We start from the raw sequence: 15,922 nt of genomic DNA, 5'->3' as shown, positions 1-15,922 counted from the left end.
ACAGCCTTGCTCCCCCAACTCAAGTCGCATTTATGAATAATTAGTCAAAAATGTGCTTATCTGAACAGCATTGCGGCGCCGGGCCGGGGTTTACAAAGGTGTGTGACCTTACTGGGTGCCGCCCACGGTGAGCTGATCCAGCTTGAGGGTGGGCTGGCCGACGCCGACCGGCACGCTCTGCCCCTCCTTGCCACAGACCCCGACTCCGCGATCCAGCGCGAGATCACGGCCCACCATGGAAACCTGGCTCATCGCCTCGGGGCCGTTGCCAATCAGGGTCGCCCCCTTGATGGGCGCAGTGATCCTGCCATCCTCGATGAGGTAGGCCTCGGAGGCGGAGAAGACGAACTTGCCGGAGGTGATGTCCACCTGGCCGCCACCGAAGTTGGGGGCGTAAATGCCCTTCTTCACCGAGGCGATGATCTCGGCCGGATCGTACTGATCCGCCAGCATGTAGGTGTTGGTCATGCGCGGCATCGGCAGGGCGGCGTAGGATTCGCGGCGGCCATTGCCGGTGAGCGACACCCCCATCAGGCGGGCATTCTGCTTGTCCTGCAGGTAACCCTTGAGGATGCCGTTCTCGATCAGCACGTTGTAACCGCCCGGCGTCCCCTCGTCGTCGATGGAGACGGAGCCGCGCCGACCCGGCAGGGTGCCGTCATCGACGATGGTGCAGTGTTTGGAAGCCACCTGCTCGCCGATGCGCCCGGCAAAGGCGGAGGAGCCCTTGCGGTTGAAGTCCCCTTCCAGACCGTGCCCCACCGCCTCGTGCAGCAGCACACCGGGCCAGCCGGCACCGAGCACCACCGGCATGGTGCCGGCCGGGGCGTCGATGGCCTCCAGGTTGACCAGGGCCTGGCGCACCGCTTCGCGCACATAGCCAAACGCCCGGCTCTCGAGCCCGTCCAGCTCGAGGAAATGGTCGTAACCGAAGCGGCCACCGCCACCCGCGCTGCCGCGCTCACGGCGATCCCCCTTCTCGGCGATGACGGTCACCGAGAGGCGCACCAGGGGGCGCACGTCGGCGGCCAGGGTGCCATCGGTGGCGGCCACCAGGATCTCTTCATAGACCCCGCTGATGGAGGCCATCACCTGATTGATGGCGGGATCCAGGCTTCTGGCGAACTTGTCCATCTGCTCCAGCAGGGCAATTTTCTGCTGCTTGTCGAGGGTCTGCAGGGGATCCAGCGCCGGGTAGAGCAGGTTTGCGTCGGTGCGAGCCCATGCTTTTACCTTGCCGTGAGCACCGGCGGCGGCGATGCCGCGAGCGGCAGTCACCGACTGTTGCAGCGCCAGCAGGCTCAGCTCGTCCGAGTAGGCGAAACCGGTCTTCTCGCCGCTGACGGCGCGCACCCCCACCCCCTGATCGATGTTGTAGCTGCCATCCTTGACGATGCCGTCCTCCAGCATCCAGGACTCGTGCCAGCTGCGCTGGAAATAGAGGTCGCCGAACTCCACCTGATGGCTCATCAGGCTGCCGAGCAGCTGTTGCAGCCGCCCTTCGTCGAGATCGTTCGGGGCCAACAGGGAGGCACTAACCTGGCTCAATAGACTCAAATCTTTCTCTCCACTCTCATGCGAGATGTCGTAACGGTTAAATCCACGGCCGCGGGCTCACAGCAGGCGGGCGTGTTGCAGCACCGGCATGGTGCGTTTCAATTCATCGATCAGGGCCCCATCCAGCGGCGCCAGCACAGTGCCCTGCCCCGACGCCCGACAGGCCAGCACCCGGCCCCAGGGGTCGATCACCATGCTGTGGCCCCAGGTCTGGCGCCCCGTCTCGTGGGTGCCCCCCTGGTTGGCGGCCACCACGTAGCACTGGTTCTCGATGGCACGGGCCCGCAGCAGGGGCTCCCAGTGCGCCTCGCCGGTGACGGCGGTAAAGGCGGCAGGCACCAGCAGCACCCGGGCACCGGCCCGGGCCAACTGGCGGTACAGCTCGGGAAAGCGCAGATCATAACAGATAGAGAGGCCGAGGGGACCAAAGGGGGAGTCCACCAGCACAGGCTGATCACCCGGGCTGAAGGTCTCCGACTCCCGGTAGCGGCCGTGATTGTCCGCCACGTCCACGTCGAACAGGTGGATCTTGTGGTAATGCCCCTTGAGCTCGCCGTCGGGATCGAACACCAGGGTGCTGGTGTGGATGTGGTCGGCACCGGCGATGGCGGTGGGCATGGCCCCGGCCACCAGCCAGATGCCGTGGGATTTGGCCCAATCAGAGAGTTGCTGCTGGATTGGGCCATTGCCCAATGGCTCTGCCCCGTCCAGATACCCCTGCCGCTCGCCAAAGAGGGCGAAGTTTTCCGGCAGCAGCACCAGCAAGGGGCGCTCCCCGGGCAGACTCGCCAGCTCGGCGGCGATCCGCTCCCGGTTATCCTGCCAGGTACGACCCGAAATCAACTGCATGGCCGCTAGCCACATGACGCTCTCCTTCTGATGGACGAGCCGGTGGCAGAAGGCCTCCTCGGCTCGCAGGGCAATATCCGCATTCTTCTGTTGGGCGAGCCGGTGGCAGAAGGCCTCCTCGGCTCGCGGGCAATATCCGCACTCTTCTGTTGGGCGAGCCGGTGACAGAAGGCCTTCTCGGCTCGCGGGGCAATATCTGCACTCTTCTGTTGGGCGAGCCGGTGACCGGTGACACAAGGCCTTCTCGGCTCGCGGGGCAATATCTGCACTATGAGGGGTTTGGCGGCCGGGGGAAAGTCCCCCAGCCCGGCGCTGGCCCTCAGCGCTGACCCGAGCCCTGATGCTTGGGATTGAGCAGGAAGGGGGTGACCTCCTTGGCGGGCAGGCCGGGCGCCACCGCATCCACCGCATCCTTCTGCTGCTGGTTGAGCTTGATGCGGGCGCGATCCCGCCCCGCCTCCACCAGCCTGGGGGCGTCCAGCGGGCCGGAGACCCGAAAATCGATACGGGTCACCACGTCCACCACGGGCTCCAGCAGCTTGGAGAGGGCCAGCACATAGAGCCCGGTGATGGGAGTCAGGGAGAAGGCCGCCACCACGGGCAAGGTGCCCCCCAGGTTCGGGGAGAAACTCAGATCAAAGTCGAGCCGCCAGCGCACCAGATCCGCGATGCCCTTGCCCCGCAGGTTGCCCGCCGCCCCCTTCATGTAGAAGTCGTTGTTCTCCACCACCCCCTGATGGACCTTGGCGGAGGCGGACATGGACTCGAAATAGAAGCCCTTGTCGAACACATCGCGAAAATCGAGGCGCAGCTTGCGCATCAGGGAGTCGAGGCTCAGCAGGGAGAGCAGCCGGGCCCCCTTGTCGTTGACCTCCCGCAGGGTCCCCCCCTCCAGCTGGTAGTCGGCGCTGCCCGCCAGAGTCGGCAGGCTCAGGCGGTAGGGCACGTCACGCCAGTTCAGATCCAGCGCCAGCTTGCCCGGGGCATCCCCGATGGGCGAGGTGTAGCCGAGCCGCTTGAGCAGCAGCTCGCTGTTGCGGGTCTCGAGGTTCACCCTGGCACGGGTCTGCATCTGGCTGCCACGGGCCAGCCACTCGGCGCTGCCGCGCAGGGTGCTGCCCGCCAGGCGCATCTCCAGTCCCTTGAGATCCAGCCGGTTGGCCCCGGGCAGCAGCTCCCCCTTCACCTCCCCCAGGGGCAGCTCGCCGAAGCGGCAATCCACGCAGCTGAAGGTGAGCCAGGGAATGGCGTCCATGATGGCCCTGTCCTGGCGCTCATCGGGATCCGGGCTGAGATCGGTCCCCTTGCCGGACCAGTAGATGCGGGCAAACTTGGCATCGATGGGGCGCCCATCGGCCACCGGCACCCGCACCACCCCCATCACGTCGGGGCTGTCGATCATCACCTCGGTGGCCTGGTTCACCGGCCCCAGGGTGAAGTGCACCGCCTTGAGGCTGGCACTGCCGATGTCGGCACGGGCCAGCTGGCCATCTACCCACCACTCCTGGGGCAAGAAAGCCGGACCCACCACCGCATTGTCACTCGGCGCCGTGCCAGCCGGCAGCCACTGCTTGAGACGTGCCAGCCAGCCGGCTACGTCCGCCTGCTGCTGGTTGATGGCGAGCAGCATGGGCTTGTCCTGCATCACCCGCGCCCCAGGCTGGCCGATGTTGACCCGCACCCGGCTGAGATAGGGCACGCCGTCGCCGTACACCAGGCGGCTCTGCATGTCGATGTCCGCCCCCAGCACGGCGCGGATGTCGGCGCTGCCATCCCGCCCACGGGCCGTCACCTTGAGGGGCAGCCGGGTACCCGCCGCCTTGGTCAGGGGCACGGGCAGATCCAGCCCCATGCCCTGCAGGTTGGAGTCCAGCGCCAGCTGGAAACTGAACGCCTTGTTCTCGGGCAGGGTCAGCCCCAGGGTACCCGACCAGTTGCTGCGCCCCTGGAGCATCTCGAGGGCCGGTATGTCCCGGCGCTGGCGGCGGCTGTCCCACTGCCCCTGGAACTTGAGGTCGGCCTGATAGCCGTGGGGCAGTTGCCGCCCCTGATAATCCAGGGTCAGCGGCTGGTTCCACAGGCTGGCCTTGAGGTTGTGAATGCGAGTCTGCTCGTTGTCATACTCGAGCGTCCCTGCGACCCCGTCGAGGGGCAGGTCCAGGGAGGCGATCCTCACCTTGTTGTCCTTGAAGCTGGCTTCCCCGCTGGCCTTGACCTCCCCCTCGCCATCCAGCGGTATGTCGAGCTTCACCGTACCCTTCATGGGGCCGCGGATCTCCACCTCCCGCAGCGCCTGACCGACGGATCCCCCCAGCGGTGAGTCCTGCAAATAGTCGCTGATGGCCTTGCCCTCGCCCTCAACCTTGGCATCCACGTAGAGGTGAGCACCCGGATAGAGGTCCGGGATCCAGGCGTGGACCGAGTCGGAGCTGGCCTTGCCGAGCTGGGTGGCGCGGCTGTTCATGTCGAGGCTGGCGTTTTGGAACAGCAGATCGATCTGCAGGTCGGTCAGCGGCTGCCAGCCCGGGAAAAACTCGTAGGTGGCCTGTTGCAGCGGCACCGCCACCTGGAAGACGCCCTTGCCGTTGTCGTAGGGGAAGTCACGGAATTCGCCGTACCAGAGCAAGTCTGCACCCTTGGCCTTGCCCCCCTTGATGGCGCCGCTCAGGTAGCTCACCAGCCCCTCATCCATCACCGCCAGGGGGTAGTAGCGATCCGCATGGGCCGCGTTCTTGACGTCGATGCGCCCGGTCAGGGCGAGGAAGGGGTGCTCGAACAGCTCGAGGCGAAACCGGCTGGCGAGGCGCAGATCCGGGTTGTCCAGGGCAATGTCCTGGCCATAGAGCACCCAGCCTTGGGGCGCCCGCCACCAGTCGAGGGCCGCACTCAGGCTGTCCACCGGGATGGGTTCCTTGAAGTGGCGGGCCGGATCCACCTTGCCCTTGCCTAGGGTCAGGCGGGCACGCCCCCCGTTCGGGGTCAGCCAGAAGTCACCGTCCAGCTTTTGCAGACCGGGCACATCGTGCCAGGCCCGGGTCCCGAAGCCGCGCAGTTGCCCCTGCAAAGAGAGCCCCTGCCAGTCCCCGTCGGCTTGCAGGACCAGCTCCTGCAACTGGCCCCTTGGCCGGGTGCGCTTGAGGGTCTCGGTCAGCTCGGGATAGAGGCCGGAGACCAGCTGGCTCAGGTTGGCAATCTGGTCGAGATCGATGGCGGGCACATAGCCCTGGATGCGTGAGCCGATGCGCTCGAGCTGCAGGCGGCTGTGCAGCCAGGTGGCGCCATCGAGCTTGAAGGTGACGTCGTGGCTGGCGAGCTGCCACGCCTCGCCGTCCCGGCGCAGCTGGATCTTGCCCCCCTGCAGGTCGAGGCGGTGCGGCTCCCCCTTGATCTCGTCTTTCCAGATCAGGTGGTTGTTGCCAAAGGCCAGCAGGGAGTTGCCGAGCCTGCCCTTCTCGAACTCGCTCCAGAGCTGGAAGTCGAGCTGGCCGCTCACCGGCGGCGCGCCGGCGTGGATCCGGGCCAGCATGGGGCTGATGTCCAGCTCCCGGGCCCCCAGATAGAGCTGGCCCTTGAGGCGGTCGAGCCGCACCTCGGGGGCATCCACATCGATGATGAGGTCCAGGGTGCTCTCCCCCACCCCGTTGATGAGATAGGCCTTGCCGACCCCCTGATGCCGCTTGCCGCGGTTCTGCCAGCGCAACTGGGCGATATCGAGGGCGCGCACCTCCCCCAGTGCCGTGGTGAGGCTCAGGCGAGTGTCGTGAATGTCGAAGGTGGAGAGCTGGGTCAGCAGGAAGCGCAGCAGGGCCTCCTGCTGGTTCGCGCTCTTCCCGCTGACGGGGGTGGCGGGCTGGGTCATGTCCAGCGCGATGTTGCCGTCGCTCAGGATCAACTGGCCAAACACCGGCCTGAGTTCGTTGAGGGAGCGCCAGAAGTCGAGGTGGGCCCACACCTTGCCAAGGCGCAGGGAGAAACGCCCCGAATCGGGGGCGATGGCCAGTCCTTCCAGCCCGATTGCCGGGCCGCGGGCAGTCCACTCCAGCCCGACGTGATCCACGCTCACCTCGAGCTGGCTCTCCCCGAGCAGGGTCCCTATCACGGCCGCCCGGTGCTGGTTGAGCAAGGGGCCGCCCAGTCGTACCACGCTGACCAGAACAGCCAGCAGCACGAAGAAGACTCCGAGGGCCAACCAGCCCCGACTCAGCCAGCGATAGACCAATTACATCATCACCACATCGAACTGTTCCTGCCCACAGAGCGGCTCGGAGACCACCCTGACCTGCTTGCCGATGAAGACTTCCAGCTCCGCCAGACTGTGGGACTCCTCCCCCCGCAGGTAATCGGCTACCGAGGGGGCCGCATAGACGGTGAACTGATCCGCGTCGTAGGCGCGGTTGACCCGGATGATCTCTCGCAGGATCTCGAAGCAGACCGACTCCACCGTCTTGACCCGGCCGCGCCCCTTGCACTCGGGGCACTCGGCGCAGAGCACGTGCTCCAGGCTCTCCCGGGTGCGCTTGCGGGTCATCTCCACCAGCCCGAGCTGGGAGAAACCGTTGACGTTGGTCTTGGCCCTGTCCTTGGCCAGCGCCAGCTCCAGGCTGTGCAGCACCCGGCGACGGTGATCCTCGGACTGCATGTCGATGAAGTCGATGATGATGATGCCGCCGAGGTTGCGCAGGCGCAGGTGACGGGCGATGGCGGCGGTGGCCTCGACGTTGGTGTTGAAGATGGTCTCTTCCAGATTGCGATGGCCGACGAAGGCTCCGGTGTTGATGTCCACCGTGGTCATGGCTTCGGTCTGATCGATGATGAGGTAGCCGCCGGATTTCAGCTCCACCTTGCGCTCCAGCGCCCGCTGGATCTCGTTCTCCACGTCGTAGAGATCGAAGATCGGCGACTCGCCGGTGTAGTACTCCAGCTTGTTGGCAAGCTCGGGCACGTACTCCTCGGTGAAACGCTTGAGCTGATCGAAGCTCTGGCGCGAGTCGACCCGGATCTTGTCGAGCTCGGCACCGACGAAGTCACGCACCACCCTGAATGCCAGGCTGGGATCCTCGTAGAGGATCTTGCAGGGGGGATACTTCTGCTTGCGCTCGAGGATCTTGCGCCACAGGCGCTTCAAGAAGGCGGCGTCCTGCTCCAGCTCCTGCTCCCCCACCCCTTCGGCGGCGGTGCGGATGATGTAGCCGCCCAGTTCGTCCACATAGCCGGCCACGGTGCGCTTGAGGCGCTCGCGCTCCGCCTCGGATTCGATGCGCTGGGAGACCCCCACGTGGGCACTGCCCGGCATGAAGACCAGATAACGGGATGGCAGGGTGATGTCGGTGGTGAGGCGAGCCCCCTTGGTACCGAGCGGGTCTTTGACCACCTGTACCATGATGTCCTGCCCCTGGCGCACCAGTTCGGCGATGTTGCCGGCCTGGAACTGCTCCTTCTCCTTGATCGCCACACACTCGGTATGGGGCACTATGTCGGAGGCGTGCAGGAAGGCGGCCTTGTCCATGCCGATGTCAACGAAGGCGGCCTGCATGCCGGGCAGCACGCGGCTGATCTTGCCCTTGTAGATGTTGCCCACGATGCCGCGCTTGGCCTGACGCTCCACATGCACTTCCTGCAGCAGACCGTTCTCGACCAGGGCGACCCGGGTTTCGGAGGGGGTGACGTTTACCAGCAGTTCTACCGACATAAGTTACCTTGCCTTTCTAGTTTTTGAATTCTGGCACGACGAACAACGGGTAACTCAGCAGCGCACTGCTGACGAGAGGATTACCGGGTCTGCTCGAGGTGCTGCTTGATCAACAGGTCCGTCTCCAGCAGGGGCAGGCCGACCACGGCACTGTAGCTCCCCTCGAGGCGACTGACGAATTTGCCGGCAATGCCCTGGATAGCATAGGCGCCCGCCTTGTCGCACGGCTCGCCGGTGCGCCAGTAGGCTTCGATCTCGGCCTCGTCCAGCTTGCGAAACGCCACGTTGGTGGTGACCAGCCGCACATCGCACCGCTCCGGGGTGGCCAGGGCCACCGCCGTCATCACCTGGTGTACCCGCCCGGAGAGGGCTTCCAGCATATCCTTGGCGTCCAGCAGGTCGGAGGGTTTCTCCAGCACCCGCTCCCCCAGCACCACTATGGTGTCGGCCCCCAGCACAGGCAGCGCCGTGGGCGCCGCGGCCACACCGGCCATCGCCTTGTCGCGGGCCAGCCGGCAGACGTAATCCTGGGGCTTCTCACCGTCGTTGCGCAGCTCCGGCACATCCAGCTTGAGGACCTCGAAACGGTAGCCCAGGCGGGTCAGAAGCTCGTGCCGGCGGGGGGAGCCCGAGGCGAGATAGAGTTGCAGTTCGTTGTGCTTGTTCATACTTCACTCAATGAGACGATGCGCAGTTACAATGCGTTGTTTTTATTCACATTCACTTGATATTGAAGCGACGCCGTACCTTGCGCAAGACCATAAAAATCCAGGGCCATATTAACATCGTCGTCAACGTCGACCAAAAGTAGGCGAAGTTGAGGCTGGCCCGGCTGAACAGATGCTCCGCCCAGAACACGGTGATCTTCCCCACCAGGGAGAGCAGACCGATGATCAGCGCCTGCTGCCAGAGGGAGAAGTTGCGGATCTTCTGGAACTGGAAGGCCGCCAGGTAGGTGGTGATGGCCATGGCCATGGCCCGCACGCCGAGGGTGCTGCCGAGCAGCACGTCCAGCAGCAGGCCCGCCACCCAGGCGGTGCCGACGTTGGTCCGGTGCGGCAGCGCCAGCGCCCAGTAGATGAGCACCATGGCGAGCCAGTCCGGACGGAAGGGTTCGAATTGAAAGGGAAGCGGCAGGATGGAGAGGCACAGGGCCAGCAGGATCGAACACCAGATCCAGATCCTGCCGCTGGCGGGTTGCAGCATCAGCGCGTCGCCCCCGCCGCCGAGGTTGCCGTGGCCGCCGAGGCGCTCGCCGCAGGCTCAAGGGCATCCTTGTCGTGTACTTCCGGTTTCTTGTCAGTCCACAGCAGCAGCAGGTAGCGCAGACGATCCAGCGCCACCAGCGGCTTGGCCTCGATCTGGGCGAAGGGCTTGCCCTCCACGTAGTCGGAACGGGTCACGGTCGCCACCGGATAACCTTCCGGGAAGCGGCCGCCCAGGCCCGAGGTGACCAGCAGATCGCCGACCTGGACGTCGGTGTTGCGGGGCAGGTTGCGCAGCTCCAGCTTGTCCAGCTCGCCGCTGCCGGAGGCGATGGCGCGCAAGTCGTTGCGCAGCACCCGCACCGGGATGCCGTGGCTGGAGTCGGTGATGAGCAGGACGCGACTGGTGATGGAGCCCACGTGGAGCACCTGGCCGACCACCCCCTGATCGTTGATCACCGGCTGGCCGTTGTAGACGCCATCCAGCGCCCCCTTGTTGATCAGCACCTGATGGCTGAAGGGGTCGGAATCCACCGACAGCAGCTCGGCCACCATCTTGCGGGACTCCTTGTGTACCGGCGACCCCAGCAGCTCGCGCAGACGCTGGTTCTCGTGCTCCAGCTGATCCATCTTGAGCAGGCGCGAGCGCAGGGTGAACAGTTGCTGCTCCTGCTGCTTGGTCTGCTCGATGAGATCGGCGCGGGTCTGCACCTGGGTCGACATGGTGTCGAGCAGGGTGCCGGGGGCGTTGGCGATGTATTGCAGCGGGCTCACCAGGGAGCTCAGATAAACGCGGACATGGCTGAACACACCGAAGCGGGAATCCGCGACGATGGCAGCGACGGAGATGATGACGGCGAGAAACAACCGTAACTGAAGCGAAGGGCCTCTACCGAAGATGGGTTTCATGAGTCGTCAAAAAAGAGCCGGCGCTCGGCCGGCTTTGGGTCTTATTCGTAGTGGAACAGATCGCCACCGTGCATATCGATCAGCTCCAGCGCCTTGCCACCGCCACGGGCGACACAGGTGAGGGGATCTTCAGCCACGACGACCGGGATGCCGGTCTCTTCCATCAGCAGACGGTCGATGTCCTTGAGCAGGGCACCACCACCGGTCAGCACCATGCCGCGCTCGGAGATGTCGGACGCTAGCTCGGGCGGGGATTGCTCCAGGGCCACCATGACGGCGGAGACGATGCCGGAGAGCGGCTCTTGCAGCGCTTCCAGGATCTCGTTGGAGTTCAGGGTGAAGCTGCGGGGCACCCCCTCGGCCAGGTTGCGACCGCGCACTTCGATCTCGCGCACCTCTTCGCCCGGATAGGCGGAGCCGATCTCGTGCTTGATGCGCTCGGCGGTGGCTTCCCCGATCAGGCTGCCGTAGTTGCGACGGACGTAGCTGATGATGGCTTCGTCGAACTTGTCGCCACCGATACGGACGGACTGGGAGTAGACCACGCCGTTCAGGGAGATGATGGCCACTTCGGTGGTACCGCCACCGATGTCCACCACCATGGAACCGGTCGCTTCGGAGACCGGCAGGCCGGCACCGATGGCGGCAGCCATGGGTTCATCGATCAGGTAAACCTCGCGGGCGCCGGCGCCCAGAGCGGATTCCTTGATGGCGCGACGTTCCACCTGGGTGGAGCCGCAGGGCACGCACACCAGCACGCGCGGGCTGGGGCGGAAATAGTTGTTGTCGTGAACCTGTTTGATGAAGTGCTGCAGCATCTTCTCGGTCACGTAGAAATCGGCGATCACGCCGTCTTTCATCGGGCGAATGGCGGAGATGTTACCCGGGGTACGACCCAGCATCTGCTTGGCGGCATGACCGACAGCAGCGACCGATTTGGCGTTCCCGCGCTCTTGGCGAATGGCGACAACTGAGGGTTCGTTAAGGACGATCCCTTGATCTTTTACATAGATCAGGGTGTTGGCAGTTCCCAAGTCGATCGACAGATCGTTGGAAAAGACGCCTCTGAGCTTTTTGAACATGGCTACGGGAAATCCTAAGAATTTGGAGGTGCAGAAAACCGGCTAACTTTACCAATGCCCACCCCAATGGGCAAGCGCTCAAACTGTCGCCAATCAATCAGGCGCGACAAAAATGCGAGTCATCACTCACCCGCTCAGGCCGACAAACACTACGAAACAAGGAGATAAGACGCCACTGTACAGCAATGCATCTATCTCCCCGTGTCAGCCCGGGTGTCAGGGCATCACTTCGCGGCGATAAATAATTCTGTCATTACCCCGATCCCGGCCAAAAATGGCCTCTCCCAGCAGGTGATCCGCCGTGGCCGGATCCGCCAACCAGACGGGTTGGGATGGCTGTTGCTCCAGCACGATCCGATAGGGAATGCGCACCGCCTGATTGGGCGGCGCGAAGTGGAACCGGGTCTCGCCTGCGTCGAAACCGACCTGAGTACCGCCCGGAGCCACATTGCCGAGACCAAGGCGAATGCGGGTACCGTCTTTGAGGATCAGATCCCCCGTCGTGGAGTCATAGCGTTGCTCCGCATCGGTAAAGACGATACCACCTCCCGCCAGGGAGATCTGGGTACAGATATCTTGCGAATTGGCTCGCCTATCTTGCGAATTGGCTCGCCACAGGCCCCCTTCGAAATATTGCACCTGCAGGGGCAGCGCCAGCGGGGCGCTATCGACCCCCTGACGGGTGCTGGCGAGCAGCCGGCCGTAGTAGGCGATCATGGTATCGTCCGATCCCTTCGGAATGGAGAGCTGTTTGGCGGTGCAGTTCACCCCGCTCTGGCAAGTGCCGCTGACGGCTGGATTCATGTTCCGACCGCTGAGGAAGCTGGTCTCAGGAGTCTCACCGTCCGTTACTCTGAGCCCTAGTCGCAGGAGCGGCAAGGGCTCTTCCGGTGCGGTCAGGCTAGGGGTCAGTTCGTGCAGCCGCATAAAGCGGGTTTGACCTGACTGCTTGCCTGTTCCTTCGGTCCAGCTGGCGGCCAGCGGCGCCAGCCGATTGGATCTGTCCACCCCGTCCTGATTGTTGGCGGCCACCAGGGTGAGGGCCCCCCTGGCAAAGGCATCACGGTAGTTCCTCGTGACACTCCCTTCCTTATTGCGCGCCTCCACCACCGTCTGTACCCCGAATGGCTGGCTCATATAGCTGAAACCACCGCAGGCCGGGGTGACGGTGCCGCTCGTCATGTTGAAGTCCCAGGGTACGAAACGCCCCAGCGGTACGCTGGTGGCGGGAGGGATGGAGTAACCGAAATAGCCCGTTGATACTGTGCTTCCCTCTGGCGACGTTGCCACCGGTGGCGTTGCCTTGATCCTGAAGACCCCGACCTCATTGAGGCTGAGGGCGGGTGTATTGAGGCTGGCACTGGCTGCAATGTGGCTGTACCTGGTCGGGGTGACTTGGGCGGCCACGCCCCCCTGAGGGGCCACCAGCTCGCTGGTCAGGGCGATGTCGGACAACACGAAGTTGGGGGTGGTGCTATTGCCGGTGCAGATATCCTCATCGGCGTCGCTCTGCCACGCCATTGCCCGGATATTGAGCGAGAAGCTGTCTCCCGTCCTCTTGAACACAGGGCAGGTGATATCCCCTGCCGCACAGGTCCCCTGGGTGGGCGTGATGCAGAGCCCCACCGGGCGGCTCACGAACAGATCCGACCCCGTCATCACCAGCCCTGCGGTATCCCCGCTGCCATCGTGGCGGGCATTGAGTCGCATCTGGCCCGCATCCGGATAACTCACATCCTTCAGCGTGGTTTCGCCCAGCTCATTGAAATAGAGATCCATGGCAGTGGGAGCCCCCGCCATGGTGGCTATGGCTATCTTATCAATCCTTATCTGGCTGCCAAAGAGATTGGTCGCAGGCATGTTGTAATCACTCCAGAACGTGATCCTTTTAGTCTGCTTCTGAAAACTTGGCACGCACAGCTGGCTCGTGTTGTCCTTCCTGACCGCCGTCATCACTACCTGTTGTGGTTTGTTGGCCAGGGTATCCGGCACATTGAACAGGAAGCCGCTGTCGGCAAAGCTCAAGGTACAAGCGGCGGTGCTCAGGGCGCCACTGCCCGCCCGGCAAAGCGTCTCGCTAAGCGGCTTGGTGGAGGGAATAGAACCACTCACCCCCACCTTCATGACACTCGCCAGATTGTTGCGCAGCTGCAATTTGGCGGTGCCGTTGCTGAAGGTCACGGCAGCGGTGTTGCCGTTGTAGCTCACCTGGCTGTCGGCTATCCAGCCGTTGCTGCCATTCTTGAGGGGGGTCAGGATGGCGCTCACCGGGTCCGTGAACAGCTGGCTGCAACTGGCGTCGGCGCAGGCCCGGATGGTGAGGGTCTCGGGGTTGCAGGTCAGGGCCTGACCGGAGTGATCGAACTCGAAGTGATCGATCTGGGTCCCCACCGGATTGGATTTGAGGGCGCAGATCCGGACGTTGTCGAGCTCATGGTAGTTCGTCACAGAACCGGTGGAGCCGGTGAGCGACAGCAGGAAGTTGGCGGGCACCGCCGCCTGCCCCGCCTGGTTCACCATATTGATGGGCCCCACCAGCATGGTGTAGCCCGAGCCCGTGTTCCGCTCAACCGACGCAAGTGAACTGCCGGCAGTGCGCGAGTCAATGGTGATGCGGTAACGATGGGGGCGGTTGCCATTGGTTCCGCTGTCCACTGCCGGGCTCAGGTTGCTCGCCGTTCCCGCCAGATAGCGATAGCCCGAGGTCCCCGAACTGGCACCGGAGCCACGAATGGAAACGGCCTGAGGACGAGACCCGGGATTATAGGAGCCCCCCTCGTTGGCATAGTTGCCGTATTCGTCGATACCGACCCCCATCCAGCCGCCGGCAAAACCGCTGATCCCGGTCTTGAAGCCATAACCCAGCGGGCCACCGAAGGCGCCGGGCTGGGGGGTCACTCTGGCGTCGGAGAGCACCACCGCCATGCCGTCCGCCCCGTTGCCACCGTGGGCATAGTGGTCGAATTCGATGGTGACCAGGTTGTTGGCGGCGGGGAAGAGCCGCTGGTAAGTCGCAGAGGTGGATTGCTTGGGGCTGGCCTGGGTCATGCCGAGTCGGCCATTGACGATGGCGGGGGTAAAGTCGCCGCTGCTGCGAGCCACCACCCAGTTGCTGCTGAGGGTACTGGCGGAGAAGTCGTCGCTGAAGCAGCTGAGCGGCGGAATGATGACATTCTCATTGATACTGGACTGCGCATCCATGCTCAGATAGCGGGCAGTGACCCGCCCATAGATGGCTGCGTTGTTATTCATGGTCAGCTTGTTATCCGTATAGAGATAACCGTAAAACTTGGTGCTGTTATCGAGCACCATGTTGTTGTAGTTAACCCAAATCAAGCGTCCCTGATTGTCGGCATTGACATTTACGGTATTAACGAATTTGACGTCCTGATTGATAAATATCCGGATCAAGCCAGACCCGGTCAGCTTGATGGTCCCATTATCAATCGTCAGTTGATCGATATAATAATCCCCCTCGCCGAGCTGCAGGGTCGCATTGTTACGCACCGACAGAGTCTTAAGCTGGTACTCACTGCGGCTGGGGAACGTCAGGACGCAATTCTCGGCAGTGATGGAACCATAGCTCGCGAGGGGCACTGTCTGCTGCCCGGATTGGCAAGTCAGCGAGTTGGTGGCACCGATGGATGGGAAGTCATTGTTACCGGATAACTTGAGCCCACGAATGTCAGCGCCCGTCACTTGGCAAACCTGATATCCGCCGGCGCCATTATCACAACGTGGGGTATTGTTCTGGTCCTTGTTAATCGAGCAGAAGTTTAATGACTTGCCTCCAGTCCCATTAATCTTCGGGTTGTTGACCTGGTAAAGCTGGTTACCACTTATTTGATGGCAGTTGTTGTTATTACCGTGGTGGCCTTGGACAACGGCCGGAAATATTTCACCTGTATTAATGATATCAAAAGATGCCCAGACGGCCGGAGCAGTGACAGACAGGGCCAGAGTCATCAGCCAACGAACAATCATGGATTCACTCCATCGAAAGCTTCCGCCACCAGGGTGCGGCTGACGGCAAAGTCCGGGTTGGGGCTGCTGTTGGTTTCCGGGTCGCCGCAGCGCCCCTCGCTGCTGAAGTCATAGGCGGTCTGGGTGGCGCCAGCGGCACTCACCGACACCTTGTTGCAGGTGACGATGGCCTGGCAGCCAATCAGTCCTGCATCGGTGAAACTGAGACTGGTGCTGGCGGCGCATTGCTGCCCTTGCCACTGGCCATTGGGATAGAGTCGATAGAGGGCAATTTCCAGCCCGCTCTGGGCTGCCATCAGGGCACGCACGCCGCGTACCTCCACCGTATGCTTCTCGCTGCTGTCCACCAGGAAACGCCCCATGGCCGCCGCCAGCAGGGCCATGATGACGATGACGAAGAGGGCGATCAGGATGGCGCTGCCCCGCTGGGACCTCACCATGGAGGGAGTGTCAGGGCACATTGAGGGTCTCCAGCTTGTGGTGGAAGACGACGTGCTCGTCGCGCTGCTCGAACTCCAGTCGCAGTCCCACCTCGCTCTGGTTGAAGGCGGCTGGTTCCCGATAGAAGTAATACCAATCAGATTAAAGATGTGATCTAATTGCTCTATTCTGGTTTCACTGTACTCAGTATGTCCGATCCAATCGAT

10 protein-coding genes are annotated in these 15,922 nt (G+C 63.3%); all 10 read right to left on the bottom strand.

Going from position 1 to position 15,922, the window contains the following annotated elements; translation table 11 throughout:
• Positions 1-108 precede the first annotated feature (108 nt).
• The 10 genes from tldD to OKB81_RS14015 all read right to left on the bottom strand — a co-directional run bounded on the left by tldD (position 109) and on the right by OKB81_RS14015 (position 15,736).
• Positions 109-1,557 carry a metalloprotease TldD gene (gene tldD, locus OKB81_RS14060; protein ID WP_160838070.1) on the bottom strand — a complete coding sequence of 483 codons (1,449 nt, stop codon included), beginning with the start codon at positions 1,555-1,557 and terminating at the stop codon, positions 109-111.
• Between the two features lie 57 nt (positions 1,558-1,614).
• Positions 1,615-2,421 (bottom strand): carbon-nitrogen hydrolase family protein, encoded by an 807-nt coding sequence (locus OKB81_RS14055; protein WP_010672639.1) that lies wholly within the window; start codon positions 2,419-2,421, stop codon positions 1,615-1,617.
• A gap of 304 nt (positions 2,422-2,725) precedes the next feature.
• Positions 2,726-6,625, bottom strand: a complete 3,900-nt coding sequence (locus OKB81_RS14050; protein WP_270666732.1) for a YhdP family protein — start codon at positions 6,623-6,625, stop codon at positions 2,726-2,728.
• Positions 6,626-8,095 (bottom strand): ribonuclease G, encoded by a 1,470-nt coding sequence (gene rng / locus OKB81_RS14045; RefSeq protein ID WP_010672637.1) that lies wholly within the window; start codon positions 8,093-8,095, stop codon positions 6,626-6,628. It abuts the gene before it with no gap.
• An 80-nt stretch (positions 8,096-8,175) separates the two neighbouring features.
• On the bottom strand, positions 8,176-8,763 hold the full coding sequence (locus OKB81_RS14040) for a Maf family protein (RefSeq protein ID WP_010672636.1): 588 nt from the start codon (positions 8,761-8,763) through the stop codon (positions 8,176-8,178).
• Between the two features lie 52 nt (positions 8,764-8,815).
• Positions 8,816-9,301 (bottom strand): rod shape-determining protein MreD, encoded by a 486-nt coding sequence (gene mreD, locus OKB81_RS14035; RefSeq protein WP_010672635.1) that lies wholly within the window; start codon positions 9,299-9,301, stop codon positions 8,816-8,818.
• Positions 9,301-10,209, bottom strand: a complete 909-nt coding sequence (gene mreC / locus OKB81_RS14030) for a rod shape-determining protein MreC (protein ID WP_270805284.1) — start codon at positions 10,207-10,209, stop codon at positions 9,301-9,303. The genes mreD and mreC overlap by 1 nt, the downstream gene beginning before the upstream one ends.
• Positions 10,210-10,250: 41 nt before the next feature.
• Positions 10,251-11,291: a rod shape-determining protein gene (locus OKB81_RS14025; RefSeq protein WP_005308111.1), complete on the bottom strand. Its 1,041-nt coding sequence runs from the start codon at positions 11,289-11,291 to the stop codon at positions 10,251-10,253.
• 216 nt (positions 11,292-11,507) lie between these two features.
• Entirely contained in the window at positions 11,508-15,275 is a 3,768-nt protein-coding gene (locus OKB81_RS14020) for a DUF6701 domain-containing protein (RefSeq protein WP_270805283.1), read from the bottom strand.
• Positions 15,272-15,736: an MSHA biogenesis protein MshP gene (locus tag OKB81_RS14015; protein ID WP_270698501.1), complete on the bottom strand. Its 465-nt coding sequence runs from the start codon at positions 15,734-15,736 to the stop codon at positions 15,272-15,274. The genes OKB81_RS14020 and OKB81_RS14015 overlap by 4 nt, the downstream gene beginning before the upstream one ends.
• Between the last annotated feature and the right edge of the window lie 186 nt (positions 15,737-15,922).

Source organism: Aeromonas sp. QDB56, from assembly GCF_027705505.1.
In the GTDB taxonomy this organism is placed as follows: domain Bacteria; phylum Pseudomonadota; class Gammaproteobacteria; order Enterobacterales; family Aeromonadaceae; genus Aeromonas; species Aeromonas caviae.
This window is presented reverse-complemented; position numbering and strand designations above follow the sequence as displayed.

What these genes read in the sequence shown, in the direction of transcription:
- OKB81_RS14055 (WP_010672639.1), bottom strand. Translation starts at nt 2,421, where the DNA reads ATGTGGCTAGCGGCCATGCAGTTGATTTCGGGTCGTACCTGGCAGGAT.
- rng (WP_010672637.1), bottom strand. Translation starts at nt 8,095, where the DNA reads ATGTCGGTAGAACTGCTGGTAAACGTCACCCCCTCCGAAACCCGGGTC.
- OKB81_RS14040 (WP_010672636.1), bottom strand. Translation starts at nt 8,763, where the DNA reads ATGAACAAGCACAACGAACTGCAACTCTATCTCGCCTCGGGCTCCCCC.
- mreD (WP_010672635.1), bottom strand. Translation starts at nt 9,301, where the DNA reads ATGCTGCAACCCGCCAGCGGCAGGATCTGGATCTGGTGTTCGATCCTG.
- mreC (WP_270805284.1), bottom strand. Translation starts at nt 10,209, where the DNA reads ATGAAACCCATCTTCGGTAGAGGCCCTTCGCTTCAGTTACGGTTGTTT.
- OKB81_RS14025 (WP_005308111.1), bottom strand. Translation starts at nt 11,291, where the DNA reads ATGTTCAAAAAGCTCAGAGGCGTCTTTTCCAACGATCTGTCGATCGAC.
- OKB81_RS14020 (WP_270805283.1), bottom strand. Translation starts at nt 15,275, where the DNA reads ATGATTGTTCGTTGGCTGATGACTCTGGCCCTGTCTGTCACTGCTCCG.
- OKB81_RS14015 (WP_270698501.1), bottom strand. Translation starts at nt 15,736, where the DNA reads ATGTGCCCTGACACTCCCTCCATGGTGAGGTCCCAGCGGGGCAGCGCC.